Annotated in this window: 24 protein-coding genes; 18 read left to right on the top strand and 6 right to left on the bottom strand. The window is 73.4% G+C overall.

From position 1 onward, the window contains the following. The first annotated feature begins 114 nt into the window (after positions 1-114). Complete coding sequence (locus ACFRAR_RS29565; RefSeq protein ID WP_380701669.1) at positions 115-426, top strand: MTH1187 family thiamine-binding protein; 312 nt, start codon at positions 115-117, stop codon at positions 424-426. Here ACFRAR_RS29565 and ACFRAR_RS29560 read toward each other — a convergent pair. Then, a complete protein-coding gene (locus ACFRAR_RS29560; protein WP_380701667.1) occupies positions 415-888 on the bottom strand; it encodes a DoxX family protein in 474 nt (157 codons plus the stop codon). The genes ACFRAR_RS29565 and ACFRAR_RS29560 overlap by 12 nt on opposite strands. Positions 889-1,039: 151 nt before the next feature. On the opposite strand from ACFRAR_RS29560, the gene ACFRAR_RS29555 reads away from it, so the two are divergent. The 3 genes from ACFRAR_RS29555 to ACFRAR_RS29545 all read left to right on the top strand — a co-directional run bounded on the left by ACFRAR_RS29555 (position 1,040) and on the right by ACFRAR_RS29545 (position 2,598). Next, the gene (locus ACFRAR_RS29555) at positions 1,040-1,618 is read left to right on the top strand and encodes a TetR/AcrR family transcriptional regulator (protein WP_380701665.1); all 579 of its coding nucleotides are present in this window, start codon (positions 1,040-1,042) and stop codon (positions 1,616-1,618) included. 78 nt (positions 1,619-1,696) lie between these two features. Next, positions 1,697-1,840: a hypothetical protein gene (locus tag ACFRAR_RS29550; protein ID WP_380701663.1), complete on the top strand. Its 144-nt coding sequence runs from the start codon at positions 1,697-1,699 to the stop codon at positions 1,838-1,840. Further along, positions 1,837-2,598, top strand: coding sequence for an SDR family NAD(P)-dependent oxidoreductase (locus ACFRAR_RS29545; RefSeq protein WP_380701661.1), 762 nt, complete (start codon positions 1,837-1,839; stop codon positions 2,596-2,598). The genes ACFRAR_RS29550 and ACFRAR_RS29545 overlap by 4 nt, the downstream gene beginning before the upstream one ends. Before the next feature lie 84 nt (positions 2,599-2,682). On the opposite strand, the gene ACFRAR_RS29540 is transcribed toward ACFRAR_RS29545, so the two are convergent. After that, positions 2,683-3,369, bottom strand: coding sequence for an SMI1/KNR4 family protein (locus ACFRAR_RS29540; RefSeq protein WP_380701659.1), 687 nt, complete (start codon positions 3,367-3,369; stop codon positions 2,683-2,685). Between the two features lie 214 nt (positions 3,370-3,583). On the opposite strand from ACFRAR_RS29540, the gene ACFRAR_RS29535 reads away from it, so the two are divergent. From ACFRAR_RS29535 to ACFRAR_RS29525, 3 genes are all read left to right on the top strand, one after another. Next, positions 3,584-4,522, top strand: a complete 939-nt coding sequence (locus tag ACFRAR_RS29535; protein WP_380701657.1) for a carbohydrate ABC transporter permease — start codon at positions 3,584-3,586, stop codon at positions 4,520-4,522. Further along, entirely contained in the window at positions 4,519-5,415 is an 897-nt protein-coding gene (locus tag ACFRAR_RS29530; RefSeq protein WP_380701655.1) for a carbohydrate ABC transporter permease, read from the top strand. Before ACFRAR_RS29535 ends, ACFRAR_RS29530 begins: the two co-directional genes overlap by 4 nt. Before the next feature lie 86 nt (positions 5,416-5,501). Beyond that, positions 5,502-6,899, top strand: a complete 1,398-nt coding sequence (locus ACFRAR_RS29525; RefSeq protein WP_380701653.1) for an ABC transporter substrate-binding protein — start codon at positions 5,502-5,504, stop codon at positions 6,897-6,899. Positions 6,900-6,977: 78 nt separating this feature from the next. Here the strand turns inward: ACFRAR_RS29525 and ACFRAR_RS29520 are convergent, their stop codons facing one another. Beyond that, the gene (locus ACFRAR_RS29520; protein ID WP_380701651.1) at positions 6,978-7,256 is read right to left on the bottom strand and encodes a helix-turn-helix domain-containing protein; all 279 of its coding nucleotides are present in this window, start codon (positions 7,254-7,256) and stop codon (positions 6,978-6,980) included. A 145-nt stretch (positions 7,257-7,401) separates the two neighbouring features. On the opposite strand from ACFRAR_RS29520, the gene map reads away from it, so the two are divergent. From map to ACFRAR_RS29500, 4 genes are all read left to right on the top strand, one after another. Continuing rightward, a complete protein-coding gene (map, locus tag ACFRAR_RS29515; protein ID WP_380701649.1) occupies positions 7,402-8,169 on the top strand; it encodes a type I methionyl aminopeptidase in 768 nt (255 codons plus the stop codon). A gap of 29 nt (positions 8,170-8,198) precedes the next feature. Next, complete coding sequence (locus tag ACFRAR_RS29510) at positions 8,199-8,894, top strand: HAD family hydrolase (RefSeq protein ID WP_380701647.1); 696 nt, start codon at positions 8,199-8,201, stop codon at positions 8,892-8,894. A 204-nt stretch (positions 8,895-9,098) separates the two neighbouring features. Then, positions 9,099-11,408 (top strand): transglycosylase domain-containing protein, encoded by a 2,310-nt coding sequence (locus ACFRAR_RS29505; protein WP_380701645.1) that lies wholly within the window; start codon positions 9,099-9,101, stop codon positions 11,406-11,408. A gap of 140 nt (positions 11,409-11,548) precedes the next feature. Further along, on the top strand, positions 11,549-11,851 hold the full coding sequence (locus ACFRAR_RS29500) for a hypothetical protein (protein ID WP_380701643.1): 303 nt from the start codon (positions 11,549-11,551) through the stop codon (positions 11,849-11,851). 52 nt (positions 11,852-11,903) lie between these two features. Here ACFRAR_RS29500 and ACFRAR_RS29495 read toward each other — a convergent pair whose 3' ends face one another. Together ACFRAR_RS29495 and ACFRAR_RS29490 are read right to left on the bottom strand one after the other, a co-directional pair. Next, positions 11,904-12,515, bottom strand: a complete 612-nt coding sequence (locus ACFRAR_RS29495; protein WP_380701641.1) for a hypothetical protein — start codon at positions 12,513-12,515, stop codon at positions 11,904-11,906. Between the two features lie 34 nt (positions 12,516-12,549). Then, positions 12,550-13,098, bottom strand: coding sequence for an RBBP9/YdeN family alpha/beta hydrolase (locus ACFRAR_RS29490; RefSeq protein ID WP_380701639.1), 549 nt, complete (start codon positions 13,096-13,098; stop codon positions 12,550-12,552). A 255-nt stretch (positions 13,099-13,353) separates the two neighbouring features. Here ACFRAR_RS29490 and ACFRAR_RS29485 point away from each other — a divergent pair, with 255 nt between their 5' ends. From ACFRAR_RS29485 to ACFRAR_RS29475, 3 genes are all read left to right on the top strand, one after another. Then, complete coding sequence (locus tag ACFRAR_RS29485) at positions 13,354-13,920, top strand: DJ-1/PfpI family protein (protein WP_380701637.1); 567 nt, start codon at positions 13,354-13,356, stop codon at positions 13,918-13,920. 182 nt (positions 13,921-14,102) lie between these two features. After that, positions 14,103-15,389: a serine hydrolase domain-containing protein gene (locus tag ACFRAR_RS29480; protein WP_380701635.1), complete on the top strand. Its 1,287-nt coding sequence runs from the start codon at positions 14,103-14,105 to the stop codon at positions 15,387-15,389. 58 nt (positions 15,390-15,447) lie between these two features. Next, the gene (locus ACFRAR_RS29475) at positions 15,448-15,966 is read left to right on the top strand and encodes a gamma carbonic anhydrase family protein (protein WP_380701633.1); all 519 of its coding nucleotides are present in this window, start codon (positions 15,448-15,450) and stop codon (positions 15,964-15,966) included. A gap of 26 nt (positions 15,967-15,992) precedes the next feature. On the opposite strand, the gene ACFRAR_RS29470 is transcribed toward ACFRAR_RS29475, so the two are convergent. After that, positions 15,993-17,198, bottom strand: coding sequence for an MFS transporter (locus ACFRAR_RS29470; RefSeq protein WP_380701631.1), 1,206 nt, complete (start codon positions 17,196-17,198; stop codon positions 15,993-15,995). 178 nt (positions 17,199-17,376) lie between these two features. Here ACFRAR_RS29470 and ACFRAR_RS29465 point away from each other — a divergent pair, with 178 nt between their 5' ends. The 4 genes from ACFRAR_RS29465 (at position 17,377) to ACFRAR_RS29450 (ending at position 19,308) form a co-directional block, all read left to right on the top strand. Next, positions 17,377-17,622 carry a DUF2277 domain-containing protein gene (locus tag ACFRAR_RS29465; RefSeq protein ID WP_380701629.1) on the top strand — a complete coding sequence of 82 codons (246 nt, stop codon included), beginning with the start codon at positions 17,377-17,379 and terminating at the stop codon, positions 17,620-17,622. A 32-nt stretch (positions 17,623-17,654) separates the two neighbouring features. Beyond that, positions 17,655-17,891, top strand: coding sequence for a DUF6296 family protein (locus ACFRAR_RS29460; protein ID WP_380701628.1), 237 nt, complete (start codon positions 17,655-17,657; stop codon positions 17,889-17,891). Positions 17,892-17,952: 61 nt separating this feature from the next. Next, positions 17,953-18,237, top strand: coding sequence for a DUF427 domain-containing protein (locus ACFRAR_RS29455; protein ID WP_380701627.1), 285 nt, complete (start codon positions 17,953-17,955; stop codon positions 18,235-18,237). Between the two features lie 198 nt (positions 18,238-18,435). Then, positions 18,436-19,308, top strand: a complete 873-nt coding sequence (locus tag ACFRAR_RS29450; RefSeq protein WP_380701626.1) for a hypothetical protein — start codon at positions 18,436-18,438, stop codon at positions 19,306-19,308. The last annotated feature ends 17 nt before the right edge of the window (positions 19,309-19,325 follow it).

The raw sequence follows: 19,325 nt of genomic DNA, 5'->3' as shown, positions 1-19,325 counted from the left end.
GGGTGGGGGGCGCCCCGCCCCCGCCCGTGGGTGGGCGCCCCGCGGGGCGGGCCGGGGGCGGGGCGGCCGCCCGCGCCCGCGACCGGTGCCGTCGACCACAAGGAGCGCAGAGCCGTGATCGCAGCCTTTTCGGTGACCCCGCTGGGGATCGGCGAGGACGTGGGGGAGGCGGTGGCCGCCGCCGTCCGGGTGGTGCGGGAGAGCGGTCTCCCGAACCGCACGGACGCGATGTTCACCAGCATCGAGGGGGAGTGGGACGAGGTGATGCCGGTGATCAAGCGGGCGATCGAGGCGGTGAAGGCGCACAGCGACCGGGTGAGCACGGTCATCAAGATCGACGACCGGGCCGGGGTCACCGACGGCCTCACCGCCAAGGTCGCCTCGGTCGAGCGCCGCCTGGCTGCCGACGGTCCGTCAGACCGCTGACGTCGGACGGGCGGCCGGTTCGGCGGCGGTGGCCGCCGGGCGGCGGACGAGCACGCGGTCCAGGGCGTACGGGCCGGAGCCGAGTGCCGCGATGGCCAGGAAGGCCCAGCAGAACATCGCCGAGGGCTCGCCGCCGTTCTGCAGGGGAAGCAGCGCGTGCTCCTGGTGGACGGTGAAGTAGGCGTAGGCCATCGAGCCGGAGCAGAGCAGGGCGGCCACCCTGGTGCCGGCGCCGAGCAGCACCAGGGTGCCGCCGACCAGCTGGATCAGCGCGGCCCACCAGCCCGGCCACTGGCCGAACGGGACGGTGCCGCCGCCCTTGGCGCCGCCGAGCACGCCGAACAGGGAGGCGGCGCCGTGGCAGGCGAAGAGCAGGCCGATGACGATCCGGAACGCCGTCAGCACGACGGGTCTGGCTGCGTCTGCGACCTGCTGGGGAGAGGTGGAACGGTGTGCGGACATGCGAAACGCCTCCTGTGGGGGAAGGAGGGATGGGGAGCGGCAAGGGTAGCTATGGTCTAGTCCAATTGGCAATGCTCCGTCAGAGATCAGGTCTGGACCACTCATCGCTCTTTCTTGACCGACCGGTCCAGAAAGGGCTAGCGTTCCCGGCATGGCGCGAACGAAGGAATTCGACCCGGACGCGGCGCTGCAGGCGGCCCTGGAGCTGTTCTGGCAGCGCGGTTACGAGGCCACCTCGATGGCCGACCTGGTCGAGCGGCTCGGCATCGCCCGGGCCAGCGTCTACGCGACCTTCGGCAGCAAGCACGAGCTCTACCTGCGGGCGTTGGAGCGCTACTGCGAGCAGAGTGACGCGGTGCTGCTGGAGGAGCTGTCCCAGCCCGGCCCGGCGCTTCCGGCGGTTCGCGCGCTGGTCCGTCACTATGCCGCGGCGGGGGAGCGGGAGCGTCAACTCGGCTGCTTCGTCACCAATGCCGCGGTGGAGCTGGCTCCGCGCGACCCGGCCGCGTCGCGCCGGGTGGAGGCGAGCTTCGACCGGCTGGAGACGCTGCTCACCGCCGCCCTGGTGCGCGCCGCCGCCCAGGGCGAACTGGCCGCCGGGCGCGAGCCGAGGGCGCTCGCCCGGATGCTGGTGGTGCTGCTCCAGGGCATCCGGGTGGTGGGCAAGACCGCTGACGGCGGGCCGCGGGCGCGGGACGCCGCCGAGCAGGCGCTGGCGCTGCTGGGCTGACGCTCCGCCGGCTTCGGCCGGCACTTTCTTCTGCGCTCATTCTGGACCGAACGGTCTCAATAGGGGGAAGGGTTTTACGTGACTGTCATCACTACCGGCCGGTACGGCACCGCGCCGCCCGCGGTCGGCGCGACCGGCGGCGGCGATGCCGTCGCCCGGCCGCGGACCGCGGGCCCCAGCACACCCGAACGCATCACCCGGATCAAGGAGTCGACCTCATGACCACGCGTTTCGCCGACAAGTCCGTCCTGGTCACCGGCGGCGGCAGCGGCATCGGCCGGGCCATCGCGCTCGCCTTCGCCCGGGAGGGCGCCCGGGTCGCGGTGGCCGGGCGCGGCGCCGGCCCGCTGGCCGAGACCGTCGACCTGATCGAGCGGGCCGGCGGCAAGGCCGTCGCGCTGACCGGCGACGTGACGAACGCCCAGGACGCCGCCCGGCTGGTCCGGGAGACCGTCGAGTGGTTCGGCGGCCTGGACGTCGCCGTCAACAACGCCGGGGTGTTCGGCGCGGCCGGCAAGGTCGCCGACATCGACGAGGCCGAGTTCCAGCGGGTGTTCGCCGTCAACGTGACCGGCACCCTGCTGGCGATGCAGCCGCAGATCGGCCACATGCGGGCCCACGGCGGCGGAGCGATCGTCAACGTCTCCTCCAGCCTGGGCTTCCACAAGCGGGGTGACGGCATCGCCGCCTACGCCGCCAGCAAGGCCGCCGTCACCGCGCTGACCCGCACCGCCGCCCGCGACCACATCGGCGAGGGCGTGCGGATCAACGTGCTCAGCCCCGGCCCGATGGACACCGGCATGTCCAGCCGCGCCGGAGAGAGCGCCGGGGCGAAGGCCGAGCGGATGGCCGTCGAGGTCCCGATCGGCCGGGTCGGGGCGCTGGAGGAAGCGGCGGCCGCGGCCCTGTACCTCGCCTCGCCGGAGTCGGGCTTCGCCGTCGGCACCGACCTGGTGCTGGACGGCGGCATCAGCGCCTGACCGTCCGGCTGCTCGGCCACCCGGTCGACAAGCCGCTCAACCGCTCAACCGCTCAACCGCTCAACCTCTCAGCCGTTCGACCGCTCAACCGTTCAGCCACTGCCCGGGCACCTCCTCGTAGAGCGCCTCCAGCGCCTCCGGGGTGCGTGCCCGGGCCGCCACCCAGGCGTCCCCGGCCACCCCGACCAGCGCTCCCGGCCCCTGGTACCAGCGGAAGTTGCGGCCGAGCGCCGGCAACTCCCGGAAGCCGCCCGGAAGATCCTCCTCGGATTCGAGGCAGTCGGACAACTCGACGTCCTCCAGCAGCTTCTCCATCATCGCCATCGTCACGGCCGCCGTCGTGAAGCGCTCCTCCCACGGCTCCCACCGCTCCTGCGACTTGTCCGCCAGGTCGAGCCGGGCCACCGTCGGCGGATCCTCCCGGCCGAGGTCCGTCAGCGGAACGCCCCAGTGCATGCAGCCCTGGTTCTCCGCCCGGTACACCAGCGCGCCGTCCAGCACGTGCAGTTCCTCCGGCGTCAGCAGCACGTCGTGACTGCTGGTCAGATCGGCGCGCCGGCCGAACAGCCGGTACGCCTCGCGCAGCGCGGCCGGCAGCCGCAGGCCGAGCCGGCGCTCGGCCGCGTCCAGCTCCGCGTCCGTGAAGCCGTCGTCGGGCCCCAGCGGCTCGCCCCAGTACGCCGCGAAGCCCCTGACGAGCTCCCAGGCGCCCTCCCGGGAGCGCACGCTTTCGGCCATCGCGGCCGGGAAGTCGAATTCCGTTTCGTCCACCAGCGCACCGTACGGCACTCCTACGACAAGGCGGTGAACCGCCTGGAGGCCGGACCGCCGCCCTCCACGGCCCGTCCGCGCACGTCCGGCCGGATCTGACGCGAACGCGTAATCCCGCCGACACCCATTGATCATCACGGGGTTCCCGCGCCGTCGTGTGGGCAGGACACGGTTTCGGCCGGAACCGACATCACGAAAGGCGGACGCGCGACAGATGCCGACCGCACCGCACACCGCGACCCTCCCGGGCCGCGTCCCAGCACCACGCCGGGGAGGCCGCTGGGGCGAGCACGGGCTCGCCTGGGCCTTCCTGCTGCCCTCCCTGGTGGTCTTCGTCCTCTTCATCGGCTATCCGCTGGGGCGGACCCTCTACCTGAGCGCCCACGCCAACGACCTCTTCGGGGCGCCCTCCCGCTACGTCGGGACGAAGCACTACACCGACCTGTTCGCCTCGGCCGACTTCGGCCGCACCCTGCTGACCACGGCGCTGTTCACGCTGCTCACCGTGGTGCCCGGGGTGCTCGGCGCACTGGTGCTGGTGCTGCTCCTGGAGAACCGGATCCGGGGCGTGCGGCTGCTGCGCTCGGCCTTCGCACTGCCCTTCGCGTTCTCGGTGGCCAGCGCCTCGGTGGTCTTCGCGGTGTTCTTCAACCCCGCCAGCGGGGTGCTCAACGGCCTGCTCTCGCAGGTCGGCCTCGGCCCGATCGGCTGGCTGACCGACTCCCGCTACGCGCTGTTCTCGGTGGCCGTCACCACCGTCTGGATGAGCCTCGGCTACAACGTGCTGGTGCTCTCCGCGGGCATCGGCTCGATCCCGGGGGAGGTGGTGGAGGCGGCCCGCATCGACGGTGCCTCCGGCCTGCGGCTGGCCCGCTCGATCACGATCCCGATGCTCGGCCCGAACCTGTTCTTCCTGACCGTGGTCTCCACCGTCCACGCGCTCCAGAGCTTCGGCCAGATCCACATCCTCACCAAGGGCGGGCCGGACGGCTCCACCCGGACCCTCGTCTACTCCGTCTACGAGAAGGCCTTCGCCTACGGCTCCAGCGACTTCGGCACCGCGAGCGCCCAGGCCGTGGTGCTGCTCGTGGTCGTCCTCGCCTGCACGGCCGTCCAGTTCGGCGTCCTGGAGCGGAAGGTGCACTACTCGTGACCACCCTGACCACCGGCACCAAGCCGGAGGCCGCGCCGCCCCGCCCGCGCCCCCGGGCCCTCGCCGGGCGCTCCCCGCGCGACCTGCTCGGCCGCGCCGCCGTCTACCTGCTGCTCGCCGTCGCCGTGGTCACCGTGGCCTTCCCGGTGTACTACGCGATCGCCGGTGCCTTCATGGGCCCGTCCGAACTCTCCTCCTACCCGCCGGCGCTGGTGCCGCACTCGGTCACCGGACGGAACTTCTCCGGCGCCGTGGACGCCATCCCGCTGGCCCGCCAGTACGCCAACTCGGCGATCGTGGCGACCGCCATCACCCTCGCCCAGCTGTTCACCTCAGTGCTCGCCGCGTACGCGTTCGTCTTCCTGCCGATGAAGGCGCGGGCCGCGGTGTTCGGGGTGTTCCTGGCCACCTTGATGGTCCCGTGGGAGGCCATCATCATCCCCAACTACCTGACGCTGTCCGACTGGGGGCTCGGCAACACCTACTTCGGCCTGGTGCTGCCCTTCCTGGCCTCCGGCTTCGGCACCTTCATGCTGCGCCAGGCGTTCCGCCAGCTGCCCGGCGAACTGCGCGACGCCGCCCGGATCGACGGGGCGGGCCACTGGCGGTTCCTGTGGCGGATCGTCGTCCCGCTCAACAAGCCCGCCCTCGCGGCGCTGTCGATCTACGTCTTCCTGTCGGCCTGGAACCAGTACTTCTGGCCGCTGATCATCACCCGCACGGCGGAGATGCAGACCCTCCAGATCGGTCTGACCTCGCTGCGCGACGCCGAGATGGCCGACCCCGGGCTGATCCTGGCCGGTGTCGTGCTCTCGCTGCTGCCCACCCTCGCCCTGGTGGTCTTCGGCCAGCGCTTCATCGTCCGCGGCCTCACCGCGGGCGCGGTCCGCTGACCGCCGCACCGCCGTACCGCCGTACCCGTTCCGCTGCACCCGTTTCGTCCTCGCCCCTCCGTACCTGTTCGAGAAAGAGAACCCTCGTGAAGAAGAGTGCGCGCGCGCTCGCCGCCCTGCTGGTGGCCGGCCTGTCCCTGACCGCCTGTAGCTCCAGCGGCTCCGGCTCCGGCGGCTCCGGCGGCTCCGCCGACGCCGGCGTGCCCGGCGCCCAGGCGCTCGACCAGGCCACCGGCGTCACCACCGTCGAGTTCTGGCACTCGATGACCGGCAAGAACGCCGAGGTGCTGAACGGGCTGGTCGGCCAGTTCAACGCCGCCCACCAGGGCAAGATCGAGGTCAAGGCGCAGTTCCAGGGCAAGTACGACGAGCTGGTCACCAAGTACAAGGCCGCGGTGCAGCAGAAGGGCACCCCCGCCCTGGCGCAGGTCTACGACATCGGCACCCGGTTCATGATCGACTCCAAGCAGACCGTCCCGGCCCAGGCCTTCGCCGACAAGGACGGCTACTCGCTGGACGACCTGGACGCCAACATCCGCAACTACTACTCGGTCGGCGGCAAGCTCCAGTCGATGCCGTTCAACTCCTCGATGCCGCTGCTCTACCTGAACAGCGACGCCTTCAAGGAGGCCGGCCTCGACCCGGCGCAGGCGCCCAAGGACCTCAACGAACTGGGCGAGCTGGCCAAGACGCTGACCAAGAAGGACGCCGACGGGAAGACCGTCCGGTACGGCTTCGGCGCGGCCATCTACGGCTGGTTCGTGGAGCAGCTGCTCGCCGAGTCCGGCGCCATGTACTGCGACAACGACAACGGCCGCGCCAACAAGGCGGGCAAGGTCGTCTTCGACTCCGCCCAGGGCGCCCGGATCGTCCAGTGGTGGGCCGACCTGGTCAAGGGCGGCTACGCGGCCAACACCGGCCGCACCACCGACGACGCCCAGGCCGCGTTCAAGGCCGGGACGGTCGCGATGCACCTGGAGTCCACCGGCGTGCTGCGCGGCTACACCGAGGCGGCGAAGTTCACCGTCGGCACCGCGGCCTTCCCGAAGGTGACCGCCGCCGACCAGGGCGGTCCGGTGATCGGCGGGGCCTCGCTGTGGATCAGCGGCCCGGGCCACTCGGACGCCGAGAAGCGCGCCGCCTGGGAGTTCGAGAAGTTCGTCTCCGCCCCCGAGCAGCAGGCCGTCTGGCACACCGGCACCGGCTACTTCCCGGTCAACACGAAGTCCCTGGACGACCCCAAGGACAAGGAGTGGGTGGCCAAGTACCCGCAGTTCCAGACCGCGATCGACCAGCTCAAGGCCACCAAGCCCACCCCGGCCACGGCCGGCTGCCTGCTCGGCGTGATGCCGCAGGCCCGCAAGGGCGTCGAGACGGCGATCGAGCAGACCATCGCGGGCACCAAGCCGGCCCAGCAGGCGCTGGCCGACGCCGCGAAGGAGCTCCAGCCGGCGATCGAGAACTACAACAGCTCGGTCGGCTGAACCACGGCACCGGACGCACCACGACGACGGCCCGCCCCGCGCACCCCGCGCACCCCGCGCCGGGCGGGCCGCCGCGCGTCAGGCGGAGAGCGCCTCGCCGTGCCCGCCGTCGGCCGGCGGCGCGCAGGCGGCGGCCAGCTCGTCCAGCGACAGGTCGAGCGCGAAGGCCAGTGCCGCGATGGTGAAGAAGGCCGGCGTCGGCGCCCGTCCGGTCTCGATCTTGCGCAGCGTCTCCGCCGAGACGCCGGCCACCGCCGCCACCTCGACCATGCTGCGATCGCCACGCGCCTCACGCAGCAGCGCCCCGAAGCGCTCCCCACGCTCGCGCTCCCACGGGGTCAGCGGAGTCCTCACCATGGCGTCGAGTCTAAGGCGTGCCCGAGGCCTCCCGCCGGGCATCGCGCGCCCCCGGCCGGGGCCGCGGAGCCGATGGGCGGCGGCGACCCACCTGGAGCGTGATACAAATACCGGTATAAGAATTGGCTCCAGGGGAGGTCTCGCCATGGTCGAACTCAAGTCGGACACCGCGCTGGCCGCGATGCGCGAGGCCGGGCGGGTGGTGGCGAACGCGCTGGCCGCCGTCCGGGAGCACGCGTCCGTCGGCGTCAGCCTGCTGGACCTGGACGAGGTGGCACGCGGCGTGCTCAAGGCGGCCGGGGCGACCTCGCCGTTCCTCGGCTACCGCCCCTCCTTCGCCCCCGTCCCGTTCCCCGCCGTCATCTGCGCCTCGGTGAACGACGCCGTGGTGCACGGCATCCCGGACGGTTACCGGCTGCGCGACGGCGACCTGGTGAGCATCGACTGCGGCGCCGTCCTGGACGGCTGGGCCGGGGACTCCGCCGTCAGCTTCACCGTCGGCACCGCCCGGCCCGAGGACACCGCCCTGATCGAGACCACCCGGCGAGCCCTGGAGGCGGGCATCGCCGCCGCCGTGGTCGGCAACCGGACCGGGGACATCGCCCACGCGGTCGGCACCGTCGCCCGGGCCGCCCGGTACGGCCTGCTCGACGGCTACGGCGGGCACGGCATCGGCCGCCGGATGCACGAGGACCCGCACGTGCCCAACGAGGGCCGCCCGGGCCGGGGTTACCCGCTGCGCCCCGGCCTGGTGCTGGCCATCGAACCGATGCTGCTGGCCGGCGGCCGCGACGACCACCGCACGGACCCGGACGGCTGGACCCTGCGCACCGTCGACGGCGCCCGGGCCGCCCACATCGAGCACACCGTCGCCGTCACCGAGGACGGCCCGCGCGTCCTCACCCTGCCCTGACCGGCACGACAGGCCGTAGGCTCGGACCCATGACCAAAGGCGTGATGTTCGACTTCTCCGGCACCCTCTTCAGGGTCGTCTCCACCGCCGAATGGCTGGCCGCCCACCTCGCCGCCACCGGCCTGCGGCTGCCCGCCCACGAGGAGACCGAACTGGTTTCCCGGCTGGAGGAGTTCGGCGCGCTGCCGGGTGGAGTGACGCCGCGACGCATCCCGCCGGAGGTCCAGGAGGCCTGGGACACCAGGGACTTGACCCCCACGCTGCACCGCGCCGCGTACACCGAGCTGACCCGCGCCGCCGAGCCGCCCGCCGCCCTCGACGTGGACGCCCTCTACGAGTCCCATCTGGCGCCCGCGAGTTGGCGCCCGTACCCGGACACCGCCGCCGTGCTGCGCGCGCTGCGCCACCGGGGCGTGCCGGTCGCGGTGGTGAGCAACATCGGCTGGGACCTGCGCCCGGTCTTCCGCGAGCACGGGCTGGCGGACCTGGTCGACGTCTACGTGCTGTCCTACGAGGTCGGCGCCCAGAAGCCCGACCCGGCGATCTTCGAGACCGCCTGCGAACAACTCGGCCTCGCCCCGGCCGAGGTCCTGATGGTCGGCGACGACCAGACCTGCGACGGCGGCGCGACGGCGCTCGGCTGCGCCTTCCGCCGGGTCGGGCACCTGCCCGTCGACCAGCGGCCGGACGCCCTGACGGCAGTGCTCGCGACCCTGCCCGGGTGAGCCGGGCCTGCTCGGCCTCTGAGCAGGGCGCCGCGTCACGAGGGAGGCCGCCCGCCGGGGCGACCGGCCGTGAGCGAACGACCCTTGCCCCGGCGGGCGCACCCGTTCGGCCCTCGGAAATGAGTCCAAGCCGTCGCGATTTTGTGACAATCCTTCGCCAACACCCGCTCCACACGGCCTGTTGACGGCCGTAATGTTCGATCTATGTCACCGAAGAGCCGCATAGCCGCCGCCTCGGGCCCGGGCGACACCTGGGTGCCCCGCCCGAGGCGCCGCGAGACTCCGATCGGCATCCTGCGCCACGCGGCCACCTTCCTCGGTGCCAGCGTGCTGGGCGGCGTGCTGCTGGCGGGCCTGATCCTCCCGGCGGCCGGGGCGGTCGGAATCGGGGCGAAGAACACCGCCGAGGGCTTCGAGAGCATCCCGGACGACTTCAAGGCCCCGCCGCTGAGTCAGGCGACGCAGATCTTCGACGCCAAGGGCGGTCTGATCGCCAAGGTGTACGAGCGTGACCGCACCGTCATATCCGCCGACCAGATGTCCCCGCTGATCCGCACGGCGCAGGTGGACATCGAGGACGCCCGCTTCTACGAGCACGGCGCCGTCGACCTCAAGGGCATCCTGCGCGCGATCAGCAAGAACGCGGAGAGCGGCACCACCGTGCAGGGCGCCTCCACCCTGACGCAGCAGTACGTGAAGAACGTCAACGTCGAGAAGGCCGGGGACGACGTGGAGGCGGTGCGCGAGGCGCAGCGCAAGACGCTCGGCCGCAAGATCCAGGAACTCCGGTACGCCATCAAGCTGGAGGAGGACCTGACCAAGGAGCAGATCCTCACCAACTACCTCAACATCACCTTCTACGGCCACCAGGCGTACGGCATCCAGGCCGCCTCCCAGCGCTACTTCAGCAAGGACGCCAAGGACCTGAACCTCCCCGAGGCGGCGATGCTCGCCGGGCTGGTCCAGAACCCGTCCCAGTACGACCCGAAGCTCCACCCGGTGGCCGCCCAGAAGCGTCGCGACACCGTCATCGACAAGATGGTGGAGAACAAGCACATCACCGCGGCGCAGGCCAAGGAGGCGAAGGCCGCCCCGCTGGGCCTCAACTACAAGGACCCGCAGAACGGTTGCATCACCGCGCAGGCCGGCATGGGATTCTTCTGCGACTACGTGCGGCACGTGGTCAAGCAGGACCCGGCGTTCGGCAAGAGCGCGGCCGACCGCAAGAAGCTGTGGGACACCGGCGGCCTGAACATCTACACCACCCTGGACCCGGACAAGCAGGCCGCCGCCCAGAAGGCCGTCTCCACCAAGGTGTACGTCACCGACCCGGTCTCGGCGGCGATGACGATGGTCGAGCCCGGCAGCGGCAGGATCCTGGCGATGGCGCAGACCCGCCCGTACGGCCTGGCCAAGGAGAAGAACGAGACCGTCGTCAACTACAACGTGGACGCGGCGATGGGCGGCGGCATCGGCTTCCAGCCCGGCTCCAACTTCAAGCCGATCGTGGCCGCCGCGGCCCTGGAGGCGGGCCTGACGTCCACCCAGCGGTACGACTCGCCCAACCGGATGGACTGGCCGACGATGAGGACCTGCGACGGCACCTGGAAGAACCTCAACAAGGGCAAGAAGGAGGGGATCATCCCCAACGAGAGCACCTCCGAGGTCGGCCCGTACGAGCTCAAGCAGGCGATGGCGCTCTCGGTGAACACCTACTTCGTGCAGATGGAGCAGGAGATCGGCCTCTGCGCGGTCAAGCAGATGGCCAACAAGCTGGGCATGACGGGCAAGGCGAGCGGCGATCCGCTCGAGGAGGTGCCCGCGCTCGGCCTCGGCACCCAGGAGGTCAGCCCGCTGACCATGGCCAACGTCTACGCGACCTTCGCCGCCCGGGGCACCTACTGCGCGCCGACGGCGATCAGCCGGATCACCACCGTGGCCGGCACCGACGTCCCGGTGCCGCCGGCCCGGTGCACCCCGGCGATGTCCGAGGACACCGCCGACGTGATCAACAGCGTGCTGCTCGGGGTGACCGAGAAGGGCGGCACCGCACGGGACCTCGGCCTGGACGACGGCCGCCAGATCGCCGGCAAGACCGGCACCACGGACGAGAAGAAGTCGGCCTGGTTCACCGGCTACACCGGCAACCTGGCGGGATCGGTCTGGCTGGGAAGCCCGGGCACCAAGGTGCCGATGCGCAACATCCGGATCGGCGGCAAGTACCAGGCCGAGGTCTTCGGTGCCACCGGCCCCGGGCCGATCTGGCAGCAGGCGATGAGCGACGCGGTCCGCGGCATGCCGGAGAAGGAGTTCACCACCGTCTACGTCCCGGACCCGGTGCGGCGGGACGGCAACTGCACCACCTCCGGCGCCTCGCCGGGCCCGGCCGGCTGCACCGGCGCTCCCGCCACCGGCGGATGGGGGAGCACCGGCAGGCCGCGCGGCGTGAACCCGGCCCCCGGCCGTACCGGGCCGGTCACGCCGCCCGACGCCACCGGCTCCGAGGACCAGTGACCGCGGCGACCGGACCGGTGACCGCGGCGACCGGACCGGTGACGCCGACGACCGGTGACGCCGACGACGGCTGACCGCCCGGCCCCGCATGAGTATCCGTACTCATGCGGGGCCGGGGCCCGTCGGCGGACGATGGCCGCATGCCGCACAGCTTCCTCGGCGTCCCCGCCGTCCTCTGCCCCTCGACCGGCTACCTGGCGGGCTCCCTGCTGATCGGCCTCGCCGCCGCCCGGGAGATCCGCGCCGGGACGCGGGGAGGCGGCGCCGGATGGCAGTGGACGGCGGTGGTGTGGACGATGCCGGGCTTCGTGTCCGCGATGACCTTCAACCCCTACCCGCAGGGCACGGCGGCCCGGTTCCTGTCCGCCGCCGCGCTGGGCGCGGCCGGAAACGCGGCGCTGCTGGCGCTCGGCGCGCACGCGCTGGGCCTCGGGCGGGGGTGAGCCGCCGTCCCGCGCACCGCCGTCCCGCGCACCGCCGTCCCGCGCCGCCGGGCTACCGCGCCTCGACCGGCTCCCCGCTGTCCTGGTCGAGGTTGAACACCCGCCGGTAGGAGTCGGTCACCACGGTGATCTGGGAGCGTCCGGTCCAGCTCGCCTCCACCAGCCGGGCGTCGTCCGGGCCCCCGCCGACGTCCGCGAGCGACCAGCGCCGGGCCGACCAGCCCGCGCCGCTCTCCAGCAGCACCTGCCAGTGCTCGTACGCCCCCGGCCCGGTGGTGTACGAACGGTGCACCACCACCAGGACGCTCTCGGCCCCGGCCGGGGCGTCCTCCCGGCTGCGGGTCTCGGCCGCCGACACCTTGTGGGCGGACAGCACACCGAGCAGGAACACCACCCCGGCGGCCACCGTGACCGTCCGGGTGGCCGTCCGCACGGCGGCGCGCAGGTCGCCCAGCCAGGCGGCCGCGATCAGCGCGGCCAGCGCCCCGCCGAGCAGCAGCTCGGGCCGGTTGAGCAGGTCGGCGACCAGCATCCGTCCGCCCGAGCGGCTCTCCCACTGCCCCTCGGTGTACAGCAGGACGGCGACCAGCCCGCCGGCCGCCAGCAGCCGGACCAGGACGCGCCTGGCCCGCGGGCGGCGCCCGGTCCTCGTCTTCCGGTTCATCGTCTCCCTGCCCCCGTTCCCCCCGTCGCCGCGGTCACAGTCCGGCGAGCAGCTCGCGGCCCTCCGGCCAGTCGCCCAGCCCGGAGTCGGCGTTGAGGTGCCCGTACGCGCCCGGCTCGACGTACCGGGCGCCCCAGGCGGCGGCGAAGGCGCGGGCCCGCTCGGCGGAGACCCACGGGTCGTCGGTCGAGGAGACCACGACGGCCGGGAACGGGAGGCGCGCCAGCGCCACCGGACGGAAGTCCGCCAGCTCCGGGACCTCGGCGGTGTCCACGTCGGCCGGGGCCACCAGCAGCGCGCCCCGGACGGCGGCGGTCCGGCCGGCCGGTGCGGTGGCCGCCCAGTGGGCCGCGGTGACGCAGCCCAGGCTGTGGGCGACCAGCACCACCGGGCCGTCGGCGGCGGCCGCGGCCACTGCCGCGTCCACCCGGGCCACCCAGTCCGTCCGCCGTGGGTGGTCCCAGTCCGCCTGCTCGACCCGGCGGAAGGACCGCGGCTCGGCGGTCTCCCAGCGGGTCTGCCAGTGCTCGGGGCCGGAATTCCCGTAGCCGGGGAGGACGAGATGGGTGGTGCGGTCCGGCATGGGCTCCTCCGGGGCAGGACGGTCGTGGGCAGCAGGAGTCTAGGGCGAGGGCGGCCGGCCCCCGCAGTCGGGCGGTCTACCGGCGCGCACTCCCCGCAACCGGCGCGCACGCCTCCGTATGCGCCGTTGTACGCCCGGTGCGCCCCGTTGCCAGCGGTGCGGCCGGTACGGGAGGTTGGACCGGGCCCGGCCCGTTCGCGACCGTCCGGCGCCCGTAACCGACCTGAGGCAAGACCACGTGGAGGGATGTCGGCGATGACATCGAAGATCCTGCTCGTCACCGGGGACGCCGCCGAATCACTGGAGGTGTTCTACCCCTACCAGCGGCTTCGCGAGGAGGGCTACCAGGTCGACATCGCCGCCCCGACCAAGAAGCGCCTCCGGTTCGTGGTGCACGACTTCGTCGAGGGGTTCGACACCTACACCGAGGCGCCCGGCTACACCTGGCCCGCCGACCTCGCCTTCGCCGACGTCGACCCGGCCGACTACGCGGCCCTCGTCATCCCCGGCGGCCGCGCCCCCGAGTACCTGCGCAACGACCCCGACGTGCAGCGGATCGCCCGGCACTTCTTCGCCGAGGACAAGCCCGTCGCCCAGATCTGCCACGGCCCGCTGATCACCGCCGCGGCCGGCCTGCTGGACGGCCGCCGCACCGCCGCCTACCCGGCCCTGGCGCCCGACATCAAGGCGGCGGGCGCCGAGTTCGTCGACGGCGAGGCGGTGGTGGACGGCGTGGTCGTCTCGGCCCGCGCCTGGCCCGACCACCCGGCCTGGCTGCGGGCCTTCCTGGAGGTTCTGCGCACCAAGGCCCCGCTCGGCTGACGCCCGTACCCCGAACGATGCCGGAGCCGTACCCCGAGACCGGTCGGGGTGCGGCTCCGGGTCCGTTCGGGGGCCGACTCCTCCCACGGGCCGGTGACGGTCGCCAGGCACTTGGCAGAGTGTCAGAACACCTGGTCGACAAGCTGGTTGACCTCGCCGAAACCAAGAACAGGGAGGCCGGCATGACCGCCGACCCGACCATCCGGACCGCCCCGAACGCAGCCCGCCCCGCAGCGGCCACCGGGCGCCGCCGTCCGGCCCTGCGCCTCGCCGTCACGGCCGCCGTCGGCGCAGGCCTGCTCGCCGCGCTCGCCCCGGCCGCCGCCGCCCTGCCCGCCGCCCCTCCGGCCGCCGCCGTCGGCGCCCCGGCGCGGCAGGCCGACTGGCAGGCCGCCGACGCGGCCCTCGCCGGGATGACCGGCCCCGGCTACTCGACCTCCGCGCTCGGCGCGGTCCGTGAGGACGGCCGGCTGGTCTGGAGCAACGCCACCGGCGTCGCCGATCTCGCCACCGGCGCACCCGCCGACCCGCGCGGTGCCTTCCGGATCGGCAGCGCCACCAAGACCTTCGTCTCCACCACGCTGCTCCAGCTCGTCGGCGAGCGCCGGCTGGGCCTCGACGACCGCCTGGAGTCCCTGCTGCCGGGAATCGTCCCGAACAGCGCCGGGATCACCGTCCGGCAGCTGCTGAACCACACCAGCGGCGTCGCCGACTACACCCAGGACCCGGCCTTCGGGTTCTCCGACCAGTGGCTGACCGGCGGCCGCTACAAGTCCTACCGCCTGCGGGACCTGGTGGACATCGCCGACAAGTACCCGCCGGCCTTCGCTCCCGGCCAGGACTGGCAGTACTCCAACACCAACTACATCCTGATCGGGATGATCATCGAGAAGCTCACCGGCCACAGCTGGAACGACGAGGTCACCCGCCGGATCATCCGCCCGCTCCGGCTCACGAACACCTGGATGCCCGGCGACCTCCCGTCCATCCCGGGCCCGCACGCTCACGCCTACGTCAAGACCGCCACCGGACCGGTCGACGTCACCGTGCTCAACCCCTCCATGGCCGGCTCCGCCGGGGGCGGCATCTCCACCACCACCGACCTGACCGCCTTCCTCGACGCCCTGCTCGGCGGCCGCCTGCTGCGCCCGGCCGAACTCGCCGCGATGAAGGAGACCACCACCCACGGCGAGGGACAGACGTACGGCCTCGGCCTCCAGCGCCTGGACACCCCGTGCGGCCCGTTCTGGGGCCACGCCGGCGGCATTCCCGGCTACAGCACCATGATGCTGGCCTCCCCGGACGGCAAGCGCGAGTTCGCCGCGAACACCACGTTCTACGACACTCCGGACCAGGACACCCCGGACCAGGCCACCGCCAGCGCCGCCTGGCGCAAGGTGACCGAGACCGCCCTGTGCGGCGTGCGGGCCGGATCCACCGAACCCGCCCTCGCCCACACGGCGCCGTGACCGACCCCCTACGCTGACCGGCGGTAGCAGGCCCACACCGTCACCAGGAGGACGAGCCATGGCAGAGCCGCTGATCGCCGCAGTCGGGGGAAAGGTGCCCGCCGTCGACCCGGGCGCCTTCGTGGCGCCGAACGCGGTCGTGGTCGGGGACGTGACGGTCGCGGCCGGAGCGAGCGTCTGGTACGGCGCGGTGCTGCGCGGCGACGCCGAGTCGATCACCGTCGGCGCGGGCAGCAACATCCAGGACAACTGCACCCTGCACGCCGACCCGGGCTTCCCGCTGGTGGTCGGCGAGCGGATCTCGGTCGGCCACAACGCCGTGCTGCACGGCTGCACGGTCGAGGACGACGTGCTGGTGGGCATGAACGCCACCGTGCTCAACGGCGCCCGGATCGGCACCGGATCGCTGGTCGCGGCCGGCGCGGTGGTGCCGCAGGGCATGGCCGTCCCGCCCGGCTCGCTGGTCGCCGGCGTCCCGGCCAGGGTCCGCCGCGAGCTGACCGAGGACGAGAAGGCGGGCATCAAGGCCAACGGCGCCGGCTACCAGCTGCTCGCCGAGGCCCACCGGGAGATCTGACCGGGAGGTCCAGGCCCTTCCCGGTCCTAGACGGTGCTCACCGCCGTTGCCGCCGAGTCCGCCGCCGGTTCCACCGCGACCGGGGCGGGCCGGCGCCGGTCGGCGGCCCAGGCGAGCACCGCGACCACCGCGCCGGAAGCGGCCAGGCCCGCGCCGACCAGCGTCGGAGAGGTCCAGCCGAGCCCGGCCGCCAGCGCCGCCCCGCCGAAGTACGCGCCCTGGGCGTTGGCCAGGTTGAAGGCGCCCTGGACCGTCGCCGAGGCCAGGGTCGGCGCGCTGCGCGCCTTCTGGAGCACCAGGGTCTGAACGGCCGGCACGATCGCGAAGCCGAACAGCCCGATCAGCACCACCGTGACGGCCGCCGACCAGCGGGCGTGCGCGGTCACGGCGAACAGCGCCAGGGTCGCGGAGAGCAGCACGAAGGCCGCACAGACGGTGGGGCGCAGCGCCCGGTCGGCGGCGAACCCGCCCAGCACGTTGCCGATCGTCATGCCGACCCCGAACAGCGCCAGCACCAGGGTCACCGAGCCGGTGGCGTACCCGGAGACCTCGGTGAGCAGCGGCGCGATGTAGCTGTAGCACGCGAAGAAACCGCCGCAGCCGAACACCACGGTGGCCAGCGCCAGCCAGAGCTGCCCGCTGCGGAACGCGCTCAGTTCGTGCCGGATCCCGGACTGGGCGGGGGAGGGGAGAGCGGGCACCAGCCGGGCGATGGCGAGCGTCCCGGCGGCCGCGATGACCACGACCACCAGCATGGTCGCCCGCCAGCCCAGGTGCTGGCCGAGCAGGGTGGCGGCCGGGACGCCGACGATGTTGGCGACGGTCAGCCCGGAGAACATCACGGCCACCGCCCGGGCCCGCCGGTCCGGTGCGACCAGTTCGGCCGCCGCGACCGCGCCCGCCCCGAAGAAGGCGCCGTGCGGCAGCCCGGTGACCAGCCGCGCGGCGGCCAGCGTCCAGAAGTCCGGCGCCATCGCGCACAGCAGGTTGCCGGTCGCGAACAGTCCGGCCAGCGCCACCAGCACCGCCTTGCGCGGCCGCCCGGCGGCCAGCGCGGTGAGCAGCGGCGCACCGACCACCACCCCCAGGGCGTACGCCGAGATCAGCCAGCCCGCCTGCGGGATGGAGACGTGGAGGCTGTCGGCGACCTGGGGGAGCAGCCCCATGGCGGCGAATTCGGTGGTTCCGATGGCGAACGCGGTGACGGCCAGCGCGAGCAGCGCGAGAGGCAAGGGGGTGACTCCGGAGTGATGCCGACGGACCGGGGGAGCGCGCGGCGGGATGAATTCGTTCGTCCAGCATCCTAATCCGGTCGGATGACGGCCCTGTGAGGTGTGCGTGAGGTGCGCGTGACGTGAGTCCGACCGGAAGGGGGTCGCCGACACGGCTCCCGCGCGCGAGACTGGGGGCATGTGCCGCAACATCAAGACGCTGCGACCCCCCGTGACGCCCGACGCCGACGAGGAGGACTTCCACGCCGCCGCGCTCCAGTACGTCCGGAAGGTGTCCGGCTTCCGTGCCCCGGCGGCGCACAACCGGGAGGCCTTCGACCGGGCCGTGGACGCGGTCGCGGAGGCCACCGCCCGGCTGCTCGCCGAGCTGGAGGTCCGTGGCTCGCACGTCCGGGCCGCCGAGCCGGCCGAAGCCGTCGGCTAGGTCCTGTCCGGCCGGACAGACAGGAGCAGGTGATGAACCCCGCCGAGCGCTACCTCCTCACCTTCCCCGGCGCGCCGGGCGCCCAGGCGCCGCAGGACGTCGTGGAGGTCACCCGGACCGACGCCACCGGCCCGGGCGGACACCCGGTGTACCAGGACGAGACCGGGATCGTCCGGGCCGAGATCAGCGACGCCGGGGAGGTCCGGATGCTCGCCAGTGGCGGGCACCAGAACCCGCACCTGCCGGTGCACGCCCACCCGCTGCCCTGACCGCCGGGCCGGTGCCCGCGACCCCCGGGCGCACCGCGCCCGCGTCAGGCACAATCTCCCTATGACCACAGCGAGTTGGCGGGGCGTCGTCATCGCCGAGAGCGACGACACCGTCGTCGTCGAGGGCAACCACTACTTCCCGGCCGAGGCGGTGCGCAGCGAGTACCTGCGGCCCTCGGAGACCACCACGGTGTGCCCCTGGAAGGGCACCGCGGGCTACCACACCCTGGAGGTGGACGGGCGGACCAACCCGGACGCCGCCTGGTTCTACGCCGACCCGAAGCCCGAGGCCGAGCACGTGCGCGACCGGGTGGCCTTCTGGCGCGGGGTGGAGGTCGCCGAGTAGCCGGCCCGGGCCGTGGCGTCGTCGCGAAAGCCCTCGCGAAAGGGGTACCGGATTCCCATGGCAGTCTTCCGCAGGCCGGGCCGCTCCCGGCCATCAGCCGAGCCGGGTCCGACGCCGCCGGGTCCGACGCCGCCCGGGCCGCCAGAATCCGGCTCGGCCGGGCCCGGGCCGGCCGCTTCCGGCTCGGCCGGGTCCGAGGTGGCCGCGTCCGACCTCACCGAGCGGCTCGCCGAACTGGTCGAGGAGTCCGAGCAGCCGATCGGCCGTGGCCCGGTCGCCGAGTACGCGGCGAAGCAGCGCGGCCGCGGCCGGGCCGTGGTGCTGCACACCGCCCGGCTGATCGGCCACGGCGGCCGCGCCGCCGCCAGGGGAGCCGCCAAGGGCGCCGCGTACGGCGGCAAGGCACTGACCGAACAGCTGGTGCAGGCCGCGCCGCGGATTCCGGTGCGCGACCTCGCCACCCTGCGGGCGCAGCACCCGGACGCGGCCTTCCCGGAGGAGCTGGCCGACCGGCTGGTCGCCGGAGCCGTCCGGGCCTCCGGCGCGCTCGGCGCGGGCGTCGGCGCGGCGGCGATGCTGCCGGTGCCACCCGCGATGCCGGTGGAGATCGCGGCGGAGACGCTCGCGGTGGCGGCCCTGGAGGTCAAGCTGATCGCCGAGTTGCACGAGGTCTACGGCACCCCGGCGCAGGGCACCGCCACCCAGCGGGCCGGTGCCTACCTCGGGGCCTGGGCCAACCGGCGGGGGATCGACGCGGGCCTGCTGGTCCGCCCGGCGGGCTTCGCCGCGCTGGCGATCGGCTCGGAGGTGCGCCGGCAGGTCGGCCACCGGCTGACCCGCAGCTCGCTGCGCCATCTGCCGGCGGTGACCCCGCTGCTGGTCGGCGCCGGTATCGGCGCCACCATGAACCGCCGCGACACCCGCCGGCTGGCCGGCGAGGTCCGGGAGGACCTGCGCGGGCGCCGCCCGGAGGACCGGGCCTACTGGACCGCGGCCGCCCCGCCGGCGCCGGCAGGCCGGCTGCGGCAGGGCGCTCCGGCACCGCGGGACGAGGAGGGCCCGGGGTCCTGACCGGGCCGACACGGCGG

Origin of the sequence: Kitasatospora sp. NPDC056651, assembly GCF_042792155.1 — a bacterium.
In the GTDB taxonomy this organism is placed as follows: Bacteria; Actinomycetota; Actinomycetes; order Streptomycetales; family Streptomycetaceae; genus Kitasatospora.
This window is presented reverse-complemented; position numbering and strand designations above follow the sequence as displayed.

What these genes read in the sequence shown, in the direction of transcription:
- ACFRAR_RS29560 (WP_380701667.1), bottom strand. Translation starts at nt 888, where the DNA reads ATGTCCGCACACCGTTCCACCTCTCCCCAGCAGGTCGCAGACGCAGCC.
- ACFRAR_RS29555 (WP_380701665.1), top strand. Translation starts at nt 1,040, where the DNA reads ATGGCGCGAACGAAGGAATTCGACCCGGACGCGGCGCTGCAGGCGGCC.
- ACFRAR_RS29545 (WP_380701661.1), top strand. Translation starts at nt 1,837, where the DNA reads ATGACCACGCGTTTCGCCGACAAGTCCGTCCTGGTCACCGGCGGCGGC.
- ACFRAR_RS29535 (WP_380701657.1), top strand. Translation starts at nt 3,584, where the DNA reads ATGCCGACCGCACCGCACACCGCGACCCTCCCGGGCCGCGTCCCAGCA.
- ACFRAR_RS29520 (WP_380701651.1), bottom strand. Translation starts at nt 7,256, where the DNA reads ATGGTGAGGACTCCGCTGACCCCGTGGGAGCGCGAGCGTGGGGAGCGC.
- map (WP_380701649.1), top strand. Translation starts at nt 7,402, where the DNA reads ATGGTCGAACTCAAGTCGGACACCGCGCTGGCCGCGATGCGCGAGGCC.
- ACFRAR_RS29510 (WP_380701647.1), top strand. Translation starts at nt 8,199, where the DNA reads ATGACCAAAGGCGTGATGTTCGACTTCTCCGGCACCCTCTTCAGGGTC.
- ACFRAR_RS29505 (WP_380701645.1), top strand. Translation starts at nt 9,099, where the DNA reads ATGTCACCGAAGAGCCGCATAGCCGCCGCCTCGGGCCCGGGCGACACC.
- ACFRAR_RS29500 (WP_380701643.1), top strand. Translation starts at nt 11,549, where the DNA reads ATGCCGCACAGCTTCCTCGGCGTCCCCGCCGTCCTCTGCCCCTCGACC.
- ACFRAR_RS29495 (WP_380701641.1), bottom strand. Translation starts at nt 12,515, where the DNA reads ATGAACCGGAAGACGAGGACCGGGCGCCGCCCGCGGGCCAGGCGCGTC.
- ACFRAR_RS29490 (WP_380701639.1), bottom strand. Translation starts at nt 13,098, where the DNA reads ATGCCGGACCGCACCACCCATCTCGTCCTCCCCGGCTACGGGAATTCC.
- ACFRAR_RS29485 (WP_380701637.1), top strand. Translation starts at nt 13,354, where the DNA reads ATGACATCGAAGATCCTGCTCGTCACCGGGGACGCCGCCGAATCACTG.
- ACFRAR_RS29480 (WP_380701635.1), top strand. Translation starts at nt 14,103, where the DNA reads ATGACCGCCGACCCGACCATCCGGACCGCCCCGAACGCAGCCCGCCCC.
- ACFRAR_RS29475 (WP_380701633.1), top strand. Translation starts at nt 15,448, where the DNA reads ATGGCAGAGCCGCTGATCGCCGCAGTCGGGGGAAAGGTGCCCGCCGTC.
- ACFRAR_RS29465 (WP_380701629.1), top strand. Translation starts at nt 17,377, where the DNA reads ATGTGCCGCAACATCAAGACGCTGCGACCCCCCGTGACGCCCGACGCC.
- ACFRAR_RS29460 (WP_380701628.1), top strand. Translation starts at nt 17,655, where the DNA reads ATGAACCCCGCCGAGCGCTACCTCCTCACCTTCCCCGGCGCGCCGGGC.
- ACFRAR_RS29455 (WP_380701627.1), top strand. Translation starts at nt 17,953, where the DNA reads ATGACCACAGCGAGTTGGCGGGGCGTCGTCATCGCCGAGAGCGACGAC.